Genomic DNA, 21,859 nt, shown 5'->3' with positions numbered 1-21,859 from the left:
GTGCGACGGCAGCGACGAGGCGACGACGAGAGCGAGCTCAGGGTGGACCTGTTCGAGTACCAGGCACGGGATGTCTTCGAGAAGCACGGGGTGCCCGTCCTGGGCGGCGTCGTGGCCCGCACACCCGAGGAGGCCCGCGCAGCGGCCGAGCAGCTCGGCGGCGGCACCGTGGTCGTGAAGGCCCAGGTCAAGACCGGCGGCCGCGGCAAGGCCGGGGGCGTGAAGCTCGCGCACTCGCCCGACGAGGCGGCGCAGCGCGCCGAGGAGATCCTCGGCCTCGACATCAAGGGCCACGTCGTGAAGACCCTCATGGTGGCCCAGGGCGCGAAGATCGCCGAGGAGTACTACTTCTCGGTGCTGCTCGACCGGGCCGAGCGTCGCTACCTCGCGATGGCCAGTGTCGAGGGCGGCGTCGAGATCGAGCAGCTCGCGGTCGAGCGACCCGAGGCGCTGGCCAAGGTCGCCGTGGACCCGCAGGTCGGGATCGACGCCGCGAAGGCGCAGGAGATCGTGGCCGCGGCAGGCTTCGCCGACGACGTCGCACCCAAGGTCGCGGACGTCATCCAGAAGCTCTGGACCGTCTACGCGGAGGAGGACGCCACCCTCGTCGAGGTCAACCCGCTCGTCCGCACCGAGGACGGCGACGTGATCGCCCTCGACGGCAAGGTCACGCTCGACGCGAACGCGGACTTCCGCCACCCCGAGCACGCCGAGCTCGAGGACGCCGACGCAGCCGACCCGCTCGAGGCCCGCGCCAAGGAGTCCGACCTCAACTACGTCAAGCTCGACGGTGAGGTCGGCATCATCGGCAACGGCGCCGGGCTGGTGATGAGCACGCTCGACGTCGTCGCCTACGCCGGCGAGGCGCACGGCGGGGTCAAGCCCGCGAACTTCCTCGACATCGGCGGCGGCGCCTCGGCCCAGGTCATGGCCGCCGGCCTGGACATCATCCTGTCCGACCCGCAGGTCAAGGCGGTCTTCGTGAACGTCTTCGGCGGCATCACGGCGTGCGACGCCGTCGCCGACGGGATCGTCCACGCCCTCGAGATCCTGGGCGACCACGCGACCAAGCCGCTCGTGGTGCGCCTCGACGGCAACAACGTCGTCGAGGGCCGGCGGATCCTCGCCGAGGCGAACCACCCGCTCGTGACCCTCGCCGAGACGATGGACGGCGGCGCGGACAAGGCCGCGGCCCTCGCCCACGCGGCCTCCTGACCCGACGACGACACGAGAGACGAGAGAACACCGATGGCAATCTTCCTGACCGAGTCGTCCAAGGTCATCGTCCAGGGCATGACCGGCTCCGAGGGCCAGAAGCACACCACGCGCATGCTCGCCTCGGGCACCCAGGTGGTCGGAGGTGTGAACCCGCGCAAGGCCGGCACCTCGGTGACCTTCCCCGCGGGCGAGGGCACCGTCGACATCCCGGTGTTCGGCACGGTGGCCGAGGCGATGGCGGCGACGGGCGCCGACGTCTCGGTGATCTTCGTGCCGCCGGCCTTCACCAAGGCCGCGGTGCTCGAGGCCGTGGACGCGGGCATGCCCGTCACGGTCATCATCACCGAGGGCGTGCCGGTGGCCGACACCGCCGAGTTCTTCACCGCGGCGCAGGCCAAGGGCGTCCGCCTGATCGGCCCGAACTGCCCCGGGATCATCAGCCCCGGGAAGTCCAACGTGGGCATCATCCCGGCCGACATCACCGGGCCCGGCAAGGTGGGCCTCGTCTCGAAGTCCGGGACGCTGACCTACCAGATGATGTACGAGCTGCGGGACTTCGGGTTCTCGACCGCGATCGGCATCGGCGGGGACCCGATCATCGGGACCACCCACATCGACGCGCTCGCCGCGTTCGAGGCCGACCCGGAGACCGAGGCCATCGTCATGATCGGCGAGATCGGCGGCGACGCCGAGGAGCGGGCGGCGGCGTTCATCAAGGACAACGTCACCAAGCCCGTGGTCGGCTACGTCGCCGGCTTCACCGCGCCCGAGGGCAAGACGATGGGCCACGCCGGCGCGATCGTCTCGGGCTTCTCCGGCACGGCGCAGGCGAAGAAGGAGGCCCTCGAGGCCGCCGGCGTCAAGGTCGGCAAGACGCCGAGCGAGACCGCCGAGCTCATGCGCCGGATCCTGTCGGCCTGAGCACCCGTGTCCGGCGCGGGCGACACGCCCGCGCCGGACTCCCGGCGTGGGCGCCGCGACCAGGGACGATGAACGGGTGAGCCGTCCTCCCGTCCGTCCGCGTGCGCGCCCCACCGCGCCCCGGCGCACGCCGGAGGTGCCCGCACCGCGCATCCCCGCAGGCTCGCGCTCGCCGGGTGTCCGGGCGCCGTCGTCGTCGGCGCGGCCCGTCGCGCGGCTGCGCGACGCCGGCAGCAGCGCGCTGCGCTCGCTCACGGGCGACGGGGCCCCGCACTGGTTCTCCGGGCTGCTCGCCGGTCTGCAAGGGGCGTTGCTGTCGCTGCTCGCGGTCGCGGTCCCGGCCCTCGCCGCCTACGTCGCGACGTCCGCGGACCCCTCGAACGCCGAGGTCGGCTGGGTGCGCGCGGTCGCGGTGGGCGCCTCGTTCTGGCTCATGGGGCACGGCGCACCGGTCACGGTCGGTGGCGCCACCCTGACGATCGTGCCGCTCGGCGTCACGGCCCTCGCGCTGTTCGCGGCGTACGCCTCCGCGCGGCGCTCCGCGCACCCGACCCCCTCGGCGTGGGCGGCGGGGACGGTGGGCCACGTGCTGCTCGTGGTCGTCTCGGCGGTCCTCCTGGGTCAGGTCGAGGCGTCGGCGGGCGGCGCCCTCACGCTCCTGAGGCTCGTGGTGGGGGGTGCGCTCGTCGGCGGGGTCGGCCTCGGGCTCGGCACGGTCCGCCTCCGCCGCATCCGCGACATGACGCGACCGTGGTGGGAGCGGATCGACCCGCACGTGCGTACGGGTGCGGTCGCGGGCACCCTCGTCCTCGCGCTGCTCGTGGCCCTCGCGTCGGTCGTGACGGCCGGGTGGGTGGTCGCGCACCGCGCCGCGGCCGGCGACGTGATCGAGGGCCTGGGCGTCGACCTCTTCGGCGGGTTCCTCATGGCCGTCGCGCAGCTCGCGCTCGCACCCAACCTCGTGCTGTGGGTGCTGGCCTGGCTCACGGGTCCGGGGTTCGCCGTCGGCGCCGGTACGACCTTCTCGCCGACCGAGGTGGCGAGCGGTCCGCTGCCCGCGCTCCCGATGCTGAGCGCGCTGCCCACCGACCTCGACCACCCCGACCTGCTGCGCTGGGTGCCCGTGACCGTGGTGCTCGCGGGCGCCCTGGCCGGGATGTGGCTCGAGGCGCGCACGCGCGCGGGTCGCGGCCGCCACGTACTCCTGACCTGTGTGTGGGGCGGCCTCGCCGCGGGAGTGCTGAGCGCCGTCGCCACGCTCGCGGCCTCGGGTGCCGCGGGTCCGGGGCGCCTCGCGGTGGTGGGCGCCTCCCCGCTCGCCGTCGGGCTGCACGTCGTGGCGCTGAGCTGGCTCGGCATGCTGCTCGCCGCGCTCCCGCGCAGCGCCGCGGTCCGGGTGGCCGTCGCACGCACGGCGCAGGGCGCATGGGCGAGGCTGCGCGGCCGGGCCGACGTCGACCTGACGGCCCCGCCGAGCACGGCGTCCCGGGAACCCGCGGACGCTTAGCGGGCCCGTCGCACCGGGTGGCGGTCAGCCGCCGGCCGGGGCCAGGCCGCCGCGGGCACGCTCGAGCAGAGCGTCGAGCGCGTCGCGGTAGTCGCTCTCGCACTTCTCGGTCGCCGAGATCGTCAGGGCGTCCTGGAGGCACTCCTGACGCTCCATCTGCACGGGCCACAGCGCGATCAGGCCGGCAGTGGACGCCGCGAGCAGGGCGGCGAACGCCAGCCCCACGGCGAGGACGCTCACGAGGGCTCCGCGCAGGCCGCTGCGCCACACCTGGACGAGGGCGCGCACCCCCACCACGAAGGCCAGCACCGCGAACACCAGCGTCGCGACCTGCCACGGCAGGGGCAGGGTGCTGGTCAGCAGGGTCGCGAGCATGAGCAGCCCGAAGTGCAGCACGCGTCGGCTGGCCGCGCGCGCGGCCTCGGGGTCCACGGGCGGCCGGGGCTGGGGCCCGGGGCCGCGTGGTCCGGGCCCGCCCTCGACCGGTGCCGGGTGGCGCCGGCCGTCCGGGCGCTCCGCGCCGTCGGGTGCCGGTTCGCCGTGCGGGGCACCCGTGCCGGCTCCGTGCGGGGCCGACGACGTCCGGCCACCGTCGCGCCCGGAGCCGGGACGCTCCTGCGTCCCGGTGCGCCCGGGCGGGGGCGGGGCGTAGGGGTTGCTCACGTGGCTCCTGCTGTGGCGGCTGCGGTCCCGGCGGGCCCGCCGGCACCACAGTGTCCCATCCCCTCCGCGAGCCCGGCAGCCCGGTGCCGGGCTCGTCAGCCAGGTCCCACGAGCTGGGCGGCGGGCTCACGATGTCGCCGGGGGGGGGGGGCGGCGAGGCACGGCGGTGGCGGGATTGGCTAGGTTGCGTGCGGGGCCGATGCACCCCCGCCGTTCCCCAGCCGTGACCGCCCCAGCGGTGCGACGCGCGTCGTCGTGCTCGTGTCGGGGGGCGGGACCAACCTCGGCGCGCTGCTGGCCGCGCACGACGACCCCGCGTACGGGGCGCGCGTCGTCGGCGTGGTGAGCAGCCGCGGCGACGCGGGCGGGCTCGAGCGCGCGCGGGCCGCGGGGGTCCCGACGGCGGTCGTGGACCCTGCCGACTTCCCCGACCGCACCGCGTGGGACGAGGCGGTGGGTCGCGCGGTGGAGGTGTTCGACCCGCAGCTCGTGGTCCTCGCGGGCTTCATGCGTCTGCTCGGGGAGCCGTTCCTGCGCAGGTTCGGCGGCCGCACGCTCAACACGCACCCGGCGCTGCTCCCGTCGTTCCCGGGCCTGGGCGGGGCGGCCGTGCGTGGCGCGCTCGAGCACGGCGTCAAGCTCACGGGAAGCACGTTGCACCTCATCGACGAGGGCACCGACACGGGCCCGATCGTCGCGCAGGTCGCGGTGCCGGTGGAGCCGGGGGACACCCCGGAGGTGCTGCTCGAGCGCATCAAGGTGGCCGAGCGCGCCCAGCTCGTCGAGTGGGTCGGCCGCATCGCACGCGAGGGCATGCGGGTCGAGGGCCGCACCGTCGTCGTGGGCGGTCCGGCGGCGTAGACTCGCCTGCGGTCGTGACTGGCGAGGGTGGACAACCACCGGGGAGCGGCTGAGGGTCCCTGCAGTGCACCGCCCGCCTGGGTGCCTGGGTCAGCACACACGCACGCCGACCCATGGAGCACCGATGGCCGCGCCCACCCCGCCCACCCGCACCCTCGCCGACGACGAGCGCCGTCCCGTGCGTCGCGCGCTGCTGAGCGTCTACGACAAGACCGGGCTCGTCGAGCTCGCGACCGCCCTGCACGCCGCGGGCGTCGAGCTCGTGTCGACCGGTTCGACCGCCGCGACCATCGCCTCCGCGGGAGTGCCGGTGACCGCGGTCGAGGAGCTCACGGGCTTCCCCGAGTGCCTCGAGGGCCGGGTCAAGACGCTGCACCCGCGGGTGCACGCCGGGATCCTCGCGGACTCGCGCAAGGACGAGCACCTGGCGCAGCTCGACGAGCTCGGGATCGCCCCCTTCGAGCTCGTCGTGGTCAACCTGTACCCGTTCACGGCCACGGTCGCCTCGGGTGCCGGCCCCGACGCGTGCGTCGAGCAGATCGACATCGGCGGGCCCTCCATGGTGCGCGCCGCCGCGAAGAACCACCCGAGCGTCGCGGTCGTCGTCGACCCTGCCCGGTACGACGACGTCGTCGCGGCCGTGCAGGCGGGCGGCTTCACCTACGCGGCGCGCAAGGCGCTCGCGGCCCAGGCGTTCGTGCACACCGCGACCTACGACGTGGCCGTCGCGTCGTGGATGGGCAACGTCCTCACGTCCACCGACGCGGCCGAGGGCCCGGACGGGACGACGACGGCGACCGGGTTCCCGGCGTGGGTGGGCGCCACCTGGGAGCGGGCCGAGGTGCTGCGCTACGGGGAGAACCCCCACCAGCGGGCCGCGCTCTACACGGCCGGCCACGGCGAGCCGGGCCTCGCCCAGGCGCGACAGCTGCACGGCAAGGCGATGAGCTACAACAACTACGTCGACGCCGACGCCGCGTGGCGTGCGGCGCACGACCACGCCGAGCCCGCGGTCGCGATCATCAAGCACGCGAACCCGTGCGGCATCGCGGTGGGCGCGGACGTGGCCGAGGCCCACGCACGGGCGCACGCGTGCGACCCGGTGTCCGCGTTCGGTGGCGTCATCGCCGCCAACCGCGTGCTCACGCGCGCGGCGGCCGAGCAGATCGCCCCGGTCTTCACCGAGGTGGTCGTGGCCCCGGGCTTCGACGACGACGCGCTCGAGGTCCTCACCGCGAAGAAGAACGTCCGGCTGCTCGTGGTCGACGGGGCCCCGGGCGCCGTCGTCGAGACGCGCCCCATCTCCGGCGGCCTGCTGATGCAGGCGGTCGACCGCGTCGACGCGGTGGTCGACGGCGGCGGTGACGCACCCGAGGCATGGCGCCTGGTCTCGGGCGAGCCCGCCGACGAGCGCACCCTCGCCGACCTCGCGTTCGCGTGGCGGGCGGTGCGCGCGGTCAAGAGCAACGCGATCCTGCTCGCGCACGACGGCGCGTCGGTGGGCGTCGGCATGGGCCAGGTCAACCGCGTCGACTCGTGCCGTCTCGCCGTGGAGCGCGCCGACGCGCAGGGCGGGCGCGCGCGTGGCGCGGTCGCGGCGTCCGACGCGTTCTTCCCGTTCGCCGACGGGCTCCAGGTGCTGCTCGACGCGGGCGTGCGCGCCGTCGTGCAGCCGGGTGGATCGGTGCGCGACGACGAGGTCGTGGCGGCGGCACGTGCGGCCGGGGTCACCATGTACCTCACGGGGACGCGTCACTTCGCCCACTGACGGGGCGCGGCCCGACGCGGAGGCGCTCGTGGCGCAGCCTTCCGCGTCGGGTGCGTGCTCAGCTGCTGGCGGGCCCGACGGCGTCGCGCAGCCGCACCCGGGGATCGGCGGCCGCCGCACGGTCGACCACCGGCAGCTCGCGCGCCGCGAGCAGGCGCCGGGCGGCCGCGACGTCGGCGGGCCGGTCGACGGCCAGCACCGCGGTCAGGCGGTCGGTCCCGGGCGCGCACCACAGGGCCGTGAAAGCGCCTCGCGGGTCGCCACGCAGCACGACCTCGTCGGTCGGACCGGGCTGCCCGTACATGCCGAGCTCGTGGCCGAGCTGGGTCGAGAACACGTACGGGGCAGGGTCCGCGGGCTCACCGGCGAAACCGGTCACGAGTCCCTGGGCCGCGGTGTCGGGACCGCGGAGCGCGGCGTCCCAGTGGCCCCCCGGCACCCAGCCGTGGCGGACCGAGCGCCGCGTCGCGACGTCGCCCACCGCGAGCACGCGTGGCTGCGCCCCGTCGGGGCCCAGCACGCGGTACCAGCCGTCGACGGCGAGCGCGTCCGACGCGGTGCGCGGCAGCGTGTCCCCGATCCAGGACGTCGTGGGGCGCGCGCCGACGGCCGCGAGCACGACGTCGGCCCCGAGCGTCCCGCCGTCGTCGAGCTCGACCACCGCACCCGTAGGGCCGGGGCGGACGGCGCGCACCCCGGTCCCGGTGCGGAGCGCGACCCCCGCCGCCGCGTACCAGGGCCGCAGCAGGTGGCCCACCTGGGCGCCCACGGCTCCGCTCAACGGTGCCGCGCCGGCCTCGACGACCGTCACCTCGACGTCGGCCGCAGACGCGACCCCTGCGACCTCGGCGCCGATCCACCCCGCGCCGACGACGACGAGCCGGGCGCCAGGGCGCAGACGCTCGCGCAGCACGGCGGCGTCGTCGGCGGTGTGCAGGGTGAGCGCGCCGCGCAGGGACGCGGGCAGCACGGCGTGCGCCCCGGTCGCGAGCACCGCGGCGTCGGCGGTGACGTCCCCGGCGGCGGTGCGGATGGTCACGGCGTCGTCCGTGAGGGTGAGGCCCGTCGCGGGCCGGCCGAGGTGCACGTCTGCTCCGTGCGCCTCGGCCAGGTCGCCGCCCAGCTCGTCGAGCAGCCAGGCCGGTTCGGGACGGCTCAGCAGCTCCTTGGACAGCGGCGGCCGGTCGTACGGGGCGTGGTGCTCCGCCGCGACCACCGTGATCGTGCCCTCGAAGCCGTGCGTGCGCAGCGCGGCGACCGTGCGCCCGGCCGCGAGGCCCCCGCCGACGACGACCACCGAGCCGGGTGCGGACGGCGGGGCGACGTCGGACGCGCGGGAACCGGCCGGGTCCACCGGCGAGTCGTCGGGCATGGCCCTCACGGTAGTCTCCGGGCGTGACGTCCGCCCCGCCGACCCCAGCGCCGCCGGTCGGCGCCCCGGAGCCCGAGCGCCACACGGCCCCGGCCCTGTGGGTCGTGGTGCTCGGCCTCGTCACGGCCGTGGTCGTCGCGGTCACCGTCGACGCCGGCGCCGCCGCGGGCGTGCTCGTGGCCGTCCTGGTGGGTGCTGCGGTGGCGCGGCTGATCGGGCGCGGCCGCCGGCCCGAGGGCATCGCGGTGCGGGCGACCTGGGTCGACGTGCTGATCCTGCTGGGCCTCGCCATCGGCGTCGGGGCGCTCGCCCTCGCGCCGGGCGTGCGTTGACCGCTCGCCCCGCGGCGCCGGCTCAGCGGTAGGGGTCGACCAGCACGACCTCCTCGAGCACGTCCTCGTGCGGTGCGAACGCCCGGTGCAGCAGCCCCGCGACGGCGGCGCCCACGAGGGGGGCGACCCAGAAGAGCCAGAGCTGCTCGAGCGCCGCGCCGTCCGCGAAGATCGCGGCCGCGGTCGACCGTGCGGGGTTGAGCGAGGCTCCGGTGACCGGTGCGGCGAGCATCGTCAGCACGGCGAACGCGGCACCGGCGGCGAGCGGGCCGGTGCCGCGGGACCGCAGGCCGGCCGTGAGCGCGACGCCCGCGAGCACGGCGGCACCGACGATCTCGACGAGCAGCGCGGAGCGCAGGTCGAACGCGGTCGCCTCGCCGCTCGCCGCCCAGAGCGTAGACTCCTGCCCCCACTGGTTGGCGACGGTCGCGAGGAACGCGCGCGCGTCGGCGTGCTGGAGCAGTCCCGGCAGCTCGGGCGGGACGGTGAGGAACACGACTGCTGCCGCGGTCACGGCCCCGATGAGCTGGGCGAGCCAGTAGGGCACGACGTCGGCCCAGCGCAGGCGGCCTGCGATCGCGGCGGCGAGGGTCACCGCGGGGATCGCGTGCCCACCCGAGACGGGGCCGAAGGTCGCGACGACGGCCGTCAGGGCCAGGCCGCCCGCGAGGGCGGCGCCGAGCGAGCCCACGCCCGAGATCCCGCTGTAGAGCGCGACACCGAGGACCGCGAGGACGAGGACGAAGCTCGCGGCGGCCTCGGCGCCGACGCGCACGACCAGGCCGGAGCCCTCGTCGTGCGCGGCCGCGGCGGCGTCCGTCGTGGCGGCCGTGACGTCGTCGCGCTCCGGGTCGTCGGTGCGCGCGACCTCGTCGTCGGATCCGGTGGCCGCGAGGGTCGCGTCGTCGTCGTGAGGCTCGGGGGAGGCGGTGGGAGGCATCGAGGTCCCTCTCGGTGGGTGCGGCGTCGGCGGTCGCATCCTCCCACCGGGGCGCGGGCGTCCGCCGGGGATCGGGTGACGGACGCGTGACCGGGTGCACGCGGGCCCCCGGTGCGAGGATGGGCAGGCGGCAGGGTTCGGCCAGGTCTCTCGATGTCGAGTAATCTGGCCGCGCAGCACGGGCCCGAGCGCCCGTCTCGCGCCGGCACCTGGCCCAGGGCCGACGTCGTCGTCGACCGCGGCCCGCCGGGCGCGTGGCACGACGCGTTCCCGCCGCACGGCAGGCACGCCGTCCGCACGCAGTCCGACCAGAAGTCCGACAAGCAACAGGAGTCCCGCATGGCGAAGATCAAGGTCGTGGGTCCGGTCGTCGAGCTCGACGGCGACGAGATGACCCGGATCATCTGGCAGTTCATCAAGGACCGCCTGATCCACCCCTACCTCGACGTCGACCTGCGCTACTACGACCTGTCGATCGAGAACCGCGACGCGACCGACGACCAGGTCACGATCGACGCGGCGCACGCGATCCGCGAGCACGGGGTGGGCGTCAAGTGCGCGACCATCACGCCGGACGAGGCGCGCGTCGAGGAGTTCGGCCTCAAGAAGATGTGGGTGTCGCCCAACGGCACCATCCGCAACATCCTCGGCGGCGTCGTCTTCCGTGAGCCGATCATCATCAGCAACATCCCGCGCCTGGTCCCGGGCTGGAACAAGCCGATCATCATCGGCCGCCACGCCCACGGCGACCAGTACAAGGCGACCAACTTCAAGGTGCCCGGCGCCGGCACCCTGACGATCACCTACACCCCGGCGGACGGCTCGGAGCCCATCCACCAGGAGGTCGTGACGTACCCCGAGGGCGGCGGCGTCGCGATGGGCATGTACAACTTCAACGAGTCGATCCGCGACTTCGCGCGCGCGTCGTTCGCGTACGGCCTGCAGCGCGGCTACCCCGTGTACCTGTCGACCAAGAACACGATCCTCAAGGCGTACGACGGCGCCTTCAAGGACATCTTCGCCGAGGTCTTCGAGAGCGAGTTCAAGGCCCAGTTCGACGAGGCCGGCCTCACCTACGAGCACCGCCTGATCGACGACATGGTCGCGGCCGCGATGAAGTGGGAGGGCGGCTACGTCTGGGCCTGCAAGAACTACGACGGCGACGTGCAGTCGGACACCGTCGCGCAGGGCTTCGGCTCGCTCGGCCTCATGACGTCGGTGCTCATGACGCCGGACGGCAAGACCGTCGAGGCCGAGGCCGCGCACGGCACGGTCACGCGCCACTACCGCCAGCACCAGCAGGGCAAGCCCACCTCGACCAACCCGATCGCCTCCATCTTCGCCTGGACGCGGGGCCTCGCGCACCGCGGCAAGCTCGACAACACCCCCGAGGTCACGCAGTTCGCGCAGACCCTCGAGGACGTCGTCGTGACGACCGTCGAGAGCGGCAAGATGACCAAGGACCTCGCCCTGCTCATCGGCAAGGACCAGCCCTGGCTGACCACCGAGGAGTTCCTCGCGGCCCTCGACGAGAACCTCGCCGCGCGGCTCGCCTGAGCGCCACCGAGAAGGAGACCGACATGACCACTCCCGTCACCGTCACCGTCACGGGCGCCGCCGGGCAGATCGGCTACGCGCTGCTGTTCCGCATCGCGTCGGGTCAGATGCTGGGCGCCGACACCCCGGTGCGCCTGCGCCTGCTCGAGATCCCGCAGGGGGTCAAGGCGGCCGAGGGCACCGCGATGGAGCTCGACGACTGCGCCTTCCCGCTGCTCGAGTCGATCGACATCACCGACGACGCGCGCGTGGGCTTCGAGGGTGCGAACGTCGCGCTGCTCGTGGGCGCCCGCCCGCGCACCAAGGGCATGGAGCGGGGCGACCTGCTCGAGGCCAACGGCGGCATCTTCAAGCCGCAGGGCGAGGCGATCAACGCGGTCGCGGCCGACGACGTGCGCGTGCTCGTCGTCGGGAACCCGGCCAACACCAACGCGCTGATCGCGGCGTCGCACGCGCCCGACGTCCCGACCGAGCGGTTCACGGCCATGACCCGCCTGGACCACAACCGCGCGCTGTCCCAGCTCGCGCAGAAGACGGGTGCGAGCGTCAAGGACATCGCGGGCCTGACGATCTGGGGCAACCACTCGGCCACCCAGTACCCCGACGTCTTCCACGCGACCGTGGGCGGGCGTCCCGCGACCGAGCTGGTCGACGAGGCATGGCTCGCGGACACGTTCATCCCGACCGTCGCCAAGCGCGGCGCGGCGATCATCGAGGCCCGGGGGGCGTCGTCGGCGGCCTCGGCCGCGAATGCCGCCGTCGACCACGTGCGGGACTGGGTGCTCGGCACCGAGGGTGACGCGTGGACGTCGGCCGCGATCGTGTCGGACGGCTCGTACGGCGTGCCCGAGGGGCTCATCTCCTCCTTCCCGGTCCGCTCGCGTGGCGGGGCGTGGGAGATCGTCCAGGGCCTGGAGGTCAACGAGTTCTCCCAGCAGCGCATTGACGCCTCGGTCGCCGAGCTCGTCGAGGAGCGCGACGCGGTCCGGGGCCTCGGCCTGGTCTGACCCGCACGCCCGACGGCGCCGCACCTCCCCGGTGCGGCGCCGTCGTCGTTCCCGGAGTGCTCCTCAGCGGGGGGTCTGCTGGTGGAAGGTCAGCCGCCATCCGTCGGTGCGCCGGACGTACAGGCTGCTGACGAGCGCCGCGTACGGGCTGTCCCCGCGGCGCGCCGTGACCGCGTACGTGACGAGCGCGGTGTCCGGCGTCGGGTGCACCTCACGCAGGTCGGCGAGCGCGTGCTCGTCCCACGGCGCACCGCTCATCGCCCGGAGTGCCTCCGAGCGGTCGGTGAGGACCAGCCCGCCCGGCAGGAGCATCGTGACGTCGTCGTCCAGCAGGCCGTCGTAGAACGCGTGCGCGGCCGCGCCGTCCGTGCTCAGCGCCTGCCAACCCGCCCGCTCCAGCTCAGTGACCTCACCCATGCGTCCACGATCGCCGTCGCCCGTCCCACCGGCAAGCGGTGCCGAGCGCATGCGGCCCCGCGCAGCCCTGTCGGCCACGAACGGGGAGGTTCCGTGCCGCCACCCGCGACGAACCTTCCCCGTTGCCGGCGGAGCGGACGACGGCGAGCCGCGCGACGGGGCGGGGCCGGATGGGGGACGGGGCGGGTGGGACGGATCAGCCGGGCGGGGCGGGCCCGGGCGTGGCGGGGCCGGACGTGGCGCACGAGTGGTGGCGTGGACTGGGATGCTCGGCACATGCGTGTGGCGATCCGGGTGCGACCAGGTGCCTCGCGGACGGCGGTCGGCGGGGCGTACGGCGAGCGGCTCGTCGTCGCGGTCGCCGCACGCGCCGTGGACGGCGCCGCGACCGAGGCCGCGCTGCGCGCCGTCGCCGACGCGTTCGGGGTGCGCCGTCGGCACGTCGAGCTGGTGGCGGGGGCGACGAGCCGCGACAAGGTGGTCGAGGTGGACCTGCCCGACGACGTGGCCGCCGTGCGCGTACGCGAGCTGCGGGGCTCCTGAGCCCGGCGTGCCCGCGCGACGACGGCGCCGCACGTGTGAGGTGCGACGCCGCCGTCGTCCGTGGCGCCCTCTGCGGGCGCTCGGCCCGCGGGCGCGGTGCTAGGACGCCGTGCTAGGACGCGGCGTCACGACGCCGTGCAGCTGACCGCCGGCCACGTCCAGGTGCCACCGTGCTGGACGGTGAACCCGAACGTCGTGGTCTGTCCGGCCGCGAGGCCGCCGCCGCTCACCACCATGGTCCGCTGGGCGGGCCAGGACGGGGTGCCCGAACCCCACACCGCGGTGATGAGCTGCGGGTTCGTCAGCTGGACGGTCGACGACCAGCCGCTCATGGCGGAGTTCGCCCGGATGGTCACCGTGCCGTTGAAGCGGTCGTTCCACTTCTGACCCTCGGAGTACGTCGCCGTGCAGGTCGCCGATCCCGGGTCACCCGGGTCACCCGGGTCACCCGGGTCACCTGGGTCGCCCGGGTCCGTGGGATCGCCCGGGTCGGCCGGTGTGCCGCCGCCGTTGAGGCGGTTGAGCACGGCGGTGTAGGCCTGCTTCTTGTTGCCGTTGCCGTCGAACAGCAGCGGGGTCCCGCTCGCGCGCAACGAGTCGGTGTCGCGCACGCCCCACACCGTGATCCCGGTGCAGCGCTCGACCGCGAGGCACGCCTGCGTCACGCCGTCGAACTGCTGGGCCTGCGAGGAGCCCGAGCCCTCGATGTCCAGCTCGGTGATCTGCACGTCGACGCCCAGGTCGGCGAAGTTCTGCAGGGTCTCGTGGTAGTTGCTCGGCACCGGGTTGCCGCTGTTGAAGTGCGCCTGGAAGCCGACGCAGTCGATGGGCACGCCGCGCGCCTTGAAGTCCTGGACCATGCGGTACACGGCCTGGGTCTTCGCGTGCTGCCAGTTGTCGGTGTTGTAGTCGTTGTAGCAGAGCTTGGCGTTCGGGTCGGCGGCGCGTGCGGCGCGGAACGCCGCCTCGATCCAGTCGTTCCCGGTGCGCTGCAGGTTCGAGTCACGCCGGGCACCCGAGCTGCCGTCGGCGAACGCCTCGTTGACCACGTCCCACGAGTGGATCTTGCCGCGGTAGTAGGTCGCGACCTGGGTGACGTGGTCGAGCATCGCCTGCCGCAGCTGCGAGCCGGACATGTTCTGCATCCAGCCCGGCTGCTGCGAGTGCCATGCGAGGGCGTGACCGCGCACCTGCTTGCCGTTCTGCCGGGCCCCGTTGACGATCCGGTCGCCGCTCGACCAGTTGAACTGGCCGCGCTGCGGCTGCATCGCGTCCATCTTCATCTCGTTCTCGGCCGTGATCATGTTGAACTCACGGTTCGCGATGGTCGTGTAGGTCGAGTCATCGTTCCTCCTCGGTTCGCGGCCGGCGTCGTCGCCAGCCGTGCGGCCCAGAGTCCGGAACGATTCGATCGCTTCAACGTTGAAGGAGCCAGGCGCTCAATCGCGCAACTTTTGACGCCGCGACCCGTCGACAAGTCGTGGGCGGTCGCGCTCAGCCGGCGACGACGACCCGGTCGCGTCCCTCACGCTTGGCGCGGTAGAGCGCGGCGTCGGCGGCGGCGTAGAGGTGGCCCGGGCCGGTGCGGCCGAGGTCGATCGTGCAGGCGTCGGCGTGCGCGACGCCCACCGACACCGTGAGCGCGACCTCGTCGCCCTCCCAGTGCAGGGGGGTGGCCGCGACGGCGCTGCGCAGGGCCTCCGCGCGGGCCTCGAGGTCCTCGATCCGCGCGACCGGCATCAGCACGGCGAGCTCGTCACCGCCCAGGCGCGCGACCGTGTCGCTCGAGCGGACGCCGGAGCGCAGCAGGCGGGCCACGTGGACGAGCGCGGCGTCCCCGCCGGGGTGCCCGTGCGCGTCGTTGACCGCCTTGAACCTGTCGACGTCCATGACCAGGATGCCGACGCCCGGACGCCCGCGAACGGCGGGGTGCGCGTCGCCGACGCGGGGCGCCCCGGGCATGAGCGCGGCCGCCAGCCGCTCCTCGAAGACGCGCCGCGTCGCGACCCCGGTCACGCTGTCGAGGGAGGCGAGCGTCCGCAGCCGGCCGACGAGCGCACGCTGCCGCCGTCCGGCGGTGGACAGCACGGCCGTGACCGCGACGAGGGCGACCACGACGAGGCTCGAGTCCGTGACGGCCTGGTCCGTGGGGAGCAGCGTGAGGGTGAGCGCGAGCTCGGCCACCACGGCCGCGCCGGTCGTGAGCCACGCGGCCCACGGGCGCAGGAACGCCGCGGCGTAGACTGTCGGGAGCAGCAGGGCGACCTGTGCGCCTCCGCCGGCGTCCTGCGTCAGCAGGTCCGTGCCGAGCACGGTCGCGACCATGGCGAGAGCGGTGGCGACGAGCACGCCGTGGGGGAGCCTGTCGTGGGTGAACCAGAGCACCCCGGCCAGGGTCGCGAGCCCGAGGGCGATGCCCAGCGTCGCGGCCTGGGCGCCGGAGCCCATCGCGAGCGCGGCCTGGCCGCTCGCCAGGGCGAGCGCGCCCGCGAGCACCAGACCCGCTGCGGTGCGCGCGGCGACGCGCGCCTCGCCGTCGGCGTGCACCCAGGGCTCCATGGTCCTCTCATCGGCCGGTGCGGGGTGCCGGTGAGCGGACGTGACGGGAAGCACCCGGCGCGTCGCGCAAGCGCGCCCACGGGTGCGGCACCGTCCGTCCCGTGCGTGACCTGCATCACGTCGGGGCTTGCTGAAAGTTGCTGCACCTCGTTACAGTCGGCGCCGAACCCGCTTTCACCCGGGTGAAGTCTGTGGACAAGGGAGTCCCGATGCCGTCGTCGACCCGGCCGCGTGCGGCCACCGCCCTGCTGACCGGACTGGCCGTCGCCCTGGGCGGCGCGCTGACCGTCCTGCCGCCGGCCGCGGCACCTGCCCAGGCGGCCGCGACGAGCGTCGCGCTGGTCGGGGACCTGCAGTCCGAGCTCGGTTGCCCCGGTGACTGGCAGCCCGACTGCGCCACGACCGAGCTCACCCCGCTCGGGGAGGGCCTCTTCAGCGCCGAGCTCGAGGTTCCCGCCGGGACGTGGGAGTACAAGGTCGCGCTCGACGACGCGTGGGACGAGTCCTACGGGGCCGAGGGCGGCGTGGACAACGCGCCCCTGCACCTGGCCGGCCCCACGACGCTGCGGTTCACCTACGACGACGCGACCCACCGCACCGCGGTCGTGCCGGTGCACCTGGGCGGGGCGTACAGCGACGACGACGCCGCCCTGGTGGCCGCGCCCGCGCGGCAGCCGGGCTCGGACGAGAGCTTCTACTTCGTGATGACCGACCGGTTCGCCAACGGCGACCCGGACAACGACACCGCCGGGATCCCGGGCGACCGGCTGGCCCACGGCTTCGACCCGGCGGACAAGGGCTTCTACCACGGCGGCGACCTCGCGGGCCTGATCGAGCGGCTCGACTACGTCGAGGGGCTCGGGACCACGGCGATCTGGCTCACGCCGTCGTTCAAGAACCGGCCCGTCCAGGGCACGGGTGCGGACGCCTCGGCCGGCTACCACGGCTACTGGATCACCGACTTCACGCAGATCGACCCGCACCTGGGCACCAACGCCGAGCTCGAGGAGCTGATCGACCAGGCGCACGCGCGCGGCATCAAGGTCTACTTCGACATCATCACCAACCACACGGCCGACGTGATCGACTACGCCGAGGGTGAGTACTCCTACGTCGAGCAGTCGGACGAGCCGTACCGGACGGCCGCGGGTGACCCGTTCGACCCGGCCGAGTACGCCGGGACCGGCGACTTCCCCGAGCTCGACCCCGCGACCTCGTTCCCCTACACGCCCGTGGTCGCGCCCGAGGACGCCGACGTCAAGGTGCCCGCCTGGCTCAACGACGTGACGCTCTACCACAACCGCGGCGACAGCACGTGGACGGGGGAGTCCGTCACCTACGGCGACTTCGTCGGTCTCGACGACCTGATGACCGAGCACCCGACCGTCGTCGACGGGTTCGTCGACGTCTACCAGGACTGGGTGGACCTCGGCATCGACGGCTTCCGCATCGACACGGCCAAGCACGTCAACATCGAGTTCTGGGAGCAGTGGGCCACCGAGGTGCTCGACTACGCCCACGCACAGGGCAAGGACGAGTTCTTCATGTTCGGCGAGGTGTTCGACGCCGACGCGACCAAGCTCGCGCCCTACGTCCGCGACACCGACATGAGCTCGGTGCTCGACTTCCTCTTCCAGGCCAAGGCGTCGTCGTTCGCGCAGGGCTTCTCGCCCGACGCGCTGCGCGACCTGTTCGCGGCCGACGACCACTACACGACCCCGACGACGAGCGCGTCCGCCCTGCCGACGTTCCTCGGCAACCACGACATGGGCCGCATCGGTCACTTCGTCGCCCCGCGCGGCGACGGGCTCGAGCGCTCGCAGCTCGCGCACTCGCTCATGTACCTCACGCGCGGCCAGCCGGTCGTCTACTACGGCGACGAGCAGGGCTTCGCGGGCACGGGCGGCGACAAGGACGCCCGGCAGTCGCTCTTCGCGTCCGAGGTCGCCGAGTACGTCGACCAGCCGCTGCTCACGGGCGAGACCGCGGGCAGCACCGACAGGTACGCGACGGACGCACCCCTGTACGCGCACATCGCGGCGCTCGCGGGGCTGCGCGACGCCCACCCGGCGCTCGACACGGGCGCCCAGGTCGAGCGTCCCGTCGACGGTGCCGACTCGGTCTACGCGTTCTCGCGCGTGCACCGCGACGAGAAGGTCGAGCACCTGGTCGCGCTCAACAACGCGACGTCGGCCGCAACCGTGACGGTCGACACGCTCACCCCTGGCGCGTCCTTCACCTCGCTGCACGGCGACCACGCGGCCGTCACGGCCGGGGCCGACGGCGTCGTCGAGCTCACCGTGCCGCCGCTCTCGGCCGTCGTCCTCGTGGCCGACGCCCAGGTCGCCGCGGGTGCCCCCGAGCTCACGCTCACGGCACCGGCGCCCGGCGCGAAGGCGCAGGCGCTCCAGCCGGTGACCGCCGACGTGGTCGACGACCTGTGGGCGGAGACCTCGTTCGCGTGGCGCGTCATCGGGGACGACGCGTGGACCGCCCTCGGCACGGCCGAGGACACCTCGCCGCGCGTCTTCCACGACACGAGCGACCTCGCGCCGGGCACGCTCGTCGAGTACCGCGCCGTCACGACCACCGCCGACGGCGCGCGCGCGGCCGCGTCGACCTACGCCTCGGTCGGCCTCGCGGTCGACGGCGCCGAGCCCGTGGACCCGGGCCCCGAGCCCGAGGAGGTGCTGGTCAGCGTGCCCGGCTCGTTCAACTCCGAGGTGGGCTGCGCGGGGGACTGGGCGCCCGACTGCACCGAGATCGTGCTGGCCCACCAGGGCGGAGGCCTCTACGCGGGCACCGTCGCCGACGTCCCGGCGGGGGAGTGGGAGTACAAGGTCGCGATCGGCGGCACGTGGGACGAGAACTACGGCGCGGGCGGCGTGCCCGGCGGGGCGAACGTGGCGTTCTCGCTCACGGCGCCGACCGACGTCACGTTCGTCTACGACCGCGCGAGCCACGCGTTCACCTCGAGCGCGCAGGGTCCGCTGCTGACCCTGCCGGGCAGCTTCCAGAGCGAGGTGGGTTGCGCGGGCGACTGGGACCCGGCCTGCCTCGCGGCCGTGCTGCTCGACGGCGACGGCGACGGCGTCGCGACCTGGACCACCTCGGCCGTCCCGGCCGGCTCCTACGAGGTCAAGGTCGCCCACGGGCTGAGCTGGGCCGAGAACTACGGGGTCGACGGCGTGCGCGACGGCGCGAACATCCCGTTCAGCGTGCCGGGCGGCAAGCCCGTGACCTTCGCCTACGACCTCGCGACCCACGTGCTCACCATCGAGGTCGCCGACCCGCCGCTCGCGGGTGTCGGTCAGTGGCAGGCGCACTGGGTCGACGCGTCGACCCTCGCGTGGCCGCCGTCCCTCGTGCCCGACGGCGTGGACCCGGCGGACCTCACGTGGCGCCTGCACCACGCGCCGGACGCCTCGCTCGAGGTGAGCGAGAACGCCGTCGTCGGCGGCGAGGAGGTGCCCCTCACCCTGGGCGACGGGCTGAGCGACGCACAGCTCGCGCGGTTCCCGGCGCTCGAGGGGTACCTGGCGCTCGAGCTCGACGCCGAGCGCGCCGACGTCGAGGCGTGGCTCACGGGTGAGCTCATGGTGGGTCAGTACGACGCGGCGGGCGGGGCCTCGGCGATCACGGGCGTCCAGGTGCCGGGCGTGATCGACGACCTCTTCGCCGAGGAGGCCACGGACCGCGCGCTCGGGGCGACGTGGACCGGCAGGCGAGGGCACGGCGGGGTCCCGGGGGTCTCCCTCGCGCTGTGGGCACCGACGGCCCAGGACGTGGACCTGCTCCTGTGGCCCGCGGGCACCTCGACGGACGCCGAGCCGGTGCGCGTCGAGGCGACGCGCCACGACGACGGGACCTGGACCGCCACGCCGCCGTCGGGCACGACGAAGCACGGCAAGGGCAAGGGCAAGCCGCGCACGACGGACTGGCGCGGTGCCGCGTACCTCTACGAGGTCACGGTCTACGCGCCGACCACGGACGCCGTCGAGGTCAACCGGGTGACGGACCCGTCGTCGGTCGCACTGACGCTCAACTCGACGCACTCGGTTCTCGTGGACCTCGACGACAAGGCCTTCCGGCCGCGCGTCTGGGAGCGGTCGAAGCAGCCCGTGGTCGAGCCCGTCGACCAGACGATCTACGAGCTGCACGTGCGCGACTTCTCGATCTCCGACGAGACCGTGCCGGTCGAGCTGCGCGGGACGTACCTCGCGTTCGCCCAGGACGGCACGGCGGGACGCGAGCACCTGCGCGGGCTGGCCGAGGCCGGCCTGACGACGGTGCACCTGCTGCCGACGTTCGACATCGCCACGATCGAGGAGGACAGGTCCGCCCAGGCCGAGCCGCCGTGCGACCTCGGCTCGTTCGCGCCGGACTCGCCCGAGCAGCAGGCGTGCCTCGACCCGATCCGCGACCAGGACGGCTTCAACTGGGGCTACGACCCGCTGCACTGGACCGCACCCGAGGGCTCGTACGCGGTCGACGCGCACGGCGGCGCACGCGTCGCCGAGTTCCGGACCATGGTGGGTGCGCTGCACGACGACGGGCTCCAGGTGGTGCTCGACCAGGTGTTCAACCACACCGCGGCGAGCGGGCAGGACCCGAGGAGCGTGCTCGACCGTGTGGTGCCCGGCTACTACCACCGCCTGAACGCCGTCGGGCAGGTCGAGACCTCGACGTGCTGCCAGAACGTCGCGACCGAGCACGCCATGGCCGGCAAGCTCATGGTCGACTCCGTGGTCACCTGGGCGCGCGACTACAAGATCGACGGCTTCCGGTTCGACCTCATGGGCCACCACAGCGTCGAGAACATGCAGGCGGTGCGCGACGCGCTCGACGCCCTGACGCCGAGGAAGGACGGCGTCGACGGCTCGAAGGTCTACCTCTACGGCGAGGGCTGGAACTTCGGCGAGGTCGCCGACGACAGGCTGTTCACCCAGGCGCGTCAGGGGAACCTGGGCGGCACCGGGATCGGCACCTTCAGCGACCGCCTCCGCGACGCCGTGCGTGGCGGGGGGCCGTTCGACGAGGACCCGCGCCTGCAGGGCTTCGGCTCGGGTGCCTTCACGGACCCGAACGGGGCCCCGGTCAACGGCGACGAGGCCGAGCAGCTCGCGCGGCTGCGGCACCAGACCGACCTGGTGCGCTTGGGCATGGCCGGCAACCTGCGCGACTACGAGCTCCTGACCGCCGACGGCGAGGTGCGCCGGGGTGACGAGATCGACTACAACGGCCAGCCCGCGGGCTACGCCGACTCCCCGGAGGAGATCGTCACGTACGTCGACAAGCACGACAACGAGACGCTCTTCGACGTGCTGACGCTCAAGCTGCCGCAGGACACCCCGATGGACGAGCGCGTGCGGATGAACACGGTCTCGCTCGCCACGACGGCGTTCGCGCAGACGCCGGTGTTCTGGCACGCGGGCTCGGACATGCTGCGCAGCAAGTCCCTCGACCGGAACAGCTACAACTCGGGCGACTGGTTCAACCTGCTCGACTGGTCGGGGCAGCAGAACGGGTTCGCGCGCGGGCTGCCGCCGGCCGGGGACAACGAGGCCAAGTGGCCGTTCCACCAGCCGCTGCTCGCGGACCCTGCCCTGGTGCCGGCGCCCGAGCACATCGCGACCGCGCAGACGGCGGCGCGCGAGCTGCTCGAGCTGCGCTCGTCCACCGAGCTCTTCCGGCTCGGAGACGCCGAGCTGATCCGCGAGAAGGTCACGTTCCCGGGCAGCGGGCCCGACGCCGTGCCGGGCGTGGTCGCGATGCACGTCGACGACACCGTGGGCCCCGACGTGGACCGCGAGCTCGACGGGCTGCTCGCCGTGGTCAACGCCTCGGACGAGGAGGTCGTGCTGACGCTCGACGAGCTCGCGGGCCGGGCGTTCGAGCTGTCCGAGGTGCAGCGTGAGGGCGCCGACGACGTGGTGCGGTCCACGACCTGGGACGAGGGGACGGGCACGGTGACGGTGCCGGCGCGCACGGCCGCGGTGCTCGTCGACGACCAGGCGGGTGGCGGCCACGGCGGCGGCGGTGGCTGGTGGGGCGGCTGGTGGGGCTGGTGGCTCGGGTGGTGGCACCACCTGTGGGGCTGGCTGGGCCGTTGAGCCGAGGGGTCCGTGCACGTGAGCGGTGACGACGGCGCCGGGACGCGTGTCCCGGCGCCGTCGGGCCGCTACCCTCGGGGG

The 21,859-nt window shown here is 74.1% G+C and carries 15 protein-coding genes, 1 pseudogene and 1 riboswitch; of the genes and pseudogenes, 10 read left to right on the top strand and 6 right to left on the bottom strand.

The genetic code is table 11. The annotated features are described in order from the left end of the window. Nucleotides 1–42: 42 nt before the first annotated feature. The 3 genes from sucC (at nt 43) to GXB85_RS01275 (ending at nt 3,646) form a co-directional block, all read left to right on the top strand. Nucleotides 43–1,215 (top strand): ADP-forming succinate--CoA ligase subunit beta, encoded by a 1,173-nt coding sequence (gene sucC / locus GXB85_RS01285; protein WP_161915808.1) that lies wholly within the window; start codon nt 43–45, stop codon nt 1,213–1,215. A gap of 33 nt (nt 1,216–1,248) precedes the next feature. Beyond that, entirely contained in the window at nt 1,249–2,139 is an 891-nt protein-coding gene (sucD, locus tag GXB85_RS01280; protein WP_161915807.1) for a succinate--CoA ligase subunit alpha, read from the top strand. A 76-nt stretch (nt 2,140–2,215) separates the two neighbouring features. Then, the gene (locus tag GXB85_RS01275) at nt 2,216–3,646 is read left to right on the top strand and encodes a DUF6350 family protein (RefSeq protein WP_161915806.1); all 1,431 of its coding nucleotides are present in this window, start codon (nt 2,216–2,218) and stop codon (nt 3,644–3,646) included. Between the two features lie 24 nt (nt 3,647–3,670). Here the strand turns inward: GXB85_RS01275 and GXB85_RS01270 are convergent, their stop codons facing one another. After that, nucleotides 3,671–4,309, bottom strand: a complete 639-nt coding sequence (locus GXB85_RS01270) for a hypothetical protein (RefSeq protein ID WP_161915805.1) — start codon at nt 4,307–4,309, stop codon at nt 3,671–3,673. Between the two features lie 255 nt (nt 4,310–4,564). On the opposite strand from GXB85_RS01270, the gene purN reads away from it, so the two are divergent. Together purN and purH are read left to right on the top strand one after the other, a co-directional pair. Further along, on the top strand, nt 4,565–5,170 hold the full coding sequence (gene purN, locus GXB85_RS01265; RefSeq protein WP_161915804.1) for a phosphoribosylglycinamide formyltransferase: 606 nt from the start codon (nt 4,565–4,567) through the stop codon (nt 5,168–5,170). A 4-nt stretch (nt 5,171–5,174) separates the two neighbouring features. Further along, a riboswitch (ZMP/ZTP riboswitch) is annotated at nt 5,175–5,260 on the top strand. 34 nt (nt 5,261–5,294) lie between these two features. After that, nucleotides 5,295–6,938, top strand: coding sequence for a bifunctional phosphoribosylaminoimidazolecarboxamide formyltransferase/IMP cyclohydrolase (purH, locus tag GXB85_RS01260; protein ID WP_161915803.1), 1,644 nt, complete (start codon nt 5,295–5,297; stop codon nt 6,936–6,938). 58 nt (nt 6,939–6,996) lie between these two features. Here the strand turns inward: purH and GXB85_RS01255 are convergent, their stop codons facing one another. Beyond that, nucleotides 6,997–8,310 (bottom strand): NAD(P)/FAD-dependent oxidoreductase, encoded by a 1,314-nt coding sequence (locus GXB85_RS01255; protein WP_161915802.1) that lies wholly within the window; start codon nt 8,308–8,310, stop codon nt 6,997–6,999. A gap of 23 nt (nt 8,311–8,333) precedes the next feature. Here GXB85_RS01255 and GXB85_RS01250 point away from each other — a divergent pair, with 23 nt between their 5' ends. Further along, on the top strand, nt 8,334–8,642 hold the full coding sequence (locus tag GXB85_RS01250; RefSeq protein ID WP_161915801.1) for a hypothetical protein: 309 nt from the start codon (nt 8,334–8,336) through the stop codon (nt 8,640–8,642). 22 nt (nt 8,643–8,664) lie between these two features. Here the strand turns inward: GXB85_RS01250 and GXB85_RS01245 are convergent, their stop codons facing one another. Then, the gene (locus GXB85_RS01245; RefSeq protein WP_161915800.1) at nt 8,665–9,582 is read right to left on the bottom strand and encodes an MIP/aquaporin family protein; all 918 of its coding nucleotides are present in this window, start codon (nt 9,580–9,582) and stop codon (nt 8,665–8,667) included. A gap of 339 nt (nt 9,583–9,921) precedes the next feature. Between GXB85_RS01245 and GXB85_RS01240 the strand changes: the two genes are divergently transcribed. Next, nucleotides 9,922–11,139, top strand: coding sequence for an NADP-dependent isocitrate dehydrogenase (locus tag GXB85_RS01240; protein WP_161915982.1), 1,218 nt, complete (start codon nt 9,922–9,924; stop codon nt 11,137–11,139). 23 nt (nt 11,140–11,162) lie between these two features. Beyond that, nucleotides 11,163–12,146 (top strand): malate dehydrogenase, encoded by a 984-nt coding sequence (locus GXB85_RS01235; RefSeq protein WP_161915799.1) that lies wholly within the window; start codon nt 11,163–11,165, stop codon nt 12,144–12,146. 63 nt (nt 12,147–12,209) lie between these two features. Here GXB85_RS01235 and GXB85_RS01230 read toward each other — a convergent pair whose 3' ends face one another. Further along, nucleotides 12,210–12,563, bottom strand: a complete 354-nt coding sequence (locus tag GXB85_RS01230) for a nuclear transport factor 2 family protein (RefSeq protein ID WP_161915798.1) — start codon at nt 12,561–12,563, stop codon at nt 12,210–12,212. Nucleotides 12,564–12,839: 276 nt separating this feature from the next. Here GXB85_RS01230 and GXB85_RS01225 point away from each other — a divergent pair, with 276 nt between their 5' ends. Further along, nucleotides 12,840–13,106, top strand: a complete 267-nt coding sequence (locus tag GXB85_RS01225; RefSeq protein ID WP_161915797.1) for a DUF167 domain-containing protein — start codon at nt 12,840–12,842, stop codon at nt 13,104–13,106. Nucleotides 13,107–13,231: 125 nt separating this feature from the next. Here GXB85_RS01225 and GXB85_RS01220 read toward each other — a convergent pair. Together GXB85_RS01220 and GXB85_RS01215 are read right to left on the bottom strand one after the other, a co-directional pair. Further along, nucleotides 13,232–14,458, bottom strand: a pseudogene (locus GXB85_RS01220) (endo-1,4-beta-xylanase); the annotation flags it as partial. A gap of 142 nt (nt 14,459–14,600) precedes the next feature. Further along, entirely contained in the window at nt 14,601–15,665 is a 1,065-nt protein-coding gene (locus GXB85_RS01215) for a GGDEF domain-containing protein (protein WP_161915795.1), read from the bottom strand. A 209-nt stretch (nt 15,666–15,874) separates the two neighbouring features. Here GXB85_RS01215 and pulA point away from each other — a divergent pair, with 209 nt between their 5' ends. Beyond that, nucleotides 15,875–21,778 (top strand): pullulanase-type alpha-1,6-glucosidase, encoded by a 5,904-nt coding sequence (gene pulA, locus GXB85_RS01210; RefSeq protein ID WP_161915794.1) that lies wholly within the window; start codon nt 15,875–15,877, stop codon nt 21,776–21,778. Nucleotides 21,779–21,859 lie beyond the last annotated feature (81 nt).

Source organism: Cellulomonas sp. APG4 (assembly GCF_009996735.1).
In the GTDB taxonomy this organism is placed as follows: Bacteria; Actinomycetota; Actinomycetes; order Actinomycetales; family Cellulomonadaceae; genus Actinotalea.
This window is presented reverse-complemented; position numbering and strand designations above follow the sequence as displayed.

Excerpts from the sequence above, each read along its gene's own strand:
- sucD (WP_161915807.1), top strand. The coding sequence starts at position 1,249 with ATGGCAATCTTCCTGACCGAGTCGTCCAAGGTCATCGTCCAGGGCATG.
- purH (WP_161915803.1), top strand. The coding sequence starts at position 5,295 with ATGGCCGCGCCCACCCCGCCCACCCGCACCCTCGCCGACGACGAGCGC.
- GXB85_RS01255 (WP_161915802.1), bottom strand. The coding sequence starts at position 8,310 with ATGCCCGACGACTCGCCGGTGGACCCGGCCGGTTCCCGCGCGTCCGAC.
- GXB85_RS01245 (WP_161915800.1), bottom strand. The coding sequence starts at position 9,582 with ATGCCTCCCACCGCCTCCCCCGAGCCTCACGACGACGACGCGACCCTC.
- GXB85_RS01240 (WP_161915982.1), top strand. The coding sequence starts at position 9,922 with ATGGCGAAGATCAAGGTCGTGGGTCCGGTCGTCGAGCTCGACGGCGAC.
- GXB85_RS01235 (WP_161915799.1), top strand. The coding sequence starts at position 11,163 with ATGACCACTCCCGTCACCGTCACCGTCACGGGCGCCGCCGGGCAGATC.
- GXB85_RS01230 (WP_161915798.1), bottom strand. The coding sequence starts at position 12,563 with ATGGGTGAGGTCACTGAGCTGGAGCGGGCGGGTTGGCAGGCGCTGAGC.
- GXB85_RS01225 (WP_161915797.1), top strand. The coding sequence starts at position 12,840 with ATGCGTGTGGCGATCCGGGTGCGACCAGGTGCCTCGCGGACGGCGGTC.
- GXB85_RS01215 (WP_161915795.1), bottom strand. The coding sequence starts at position 15,665 with ATGGAGCCCTGGGTGCACGCCGACGGCGAGGCGCGCGTCGCCGCGCGC.
- pulA (WP_161915794.1), top strand. The coding sequence starts at position 15,875 with ATGCCGTCGTCGACCCGGCCGCGTGCGGCCACCGCCCTGCTGACCGGA.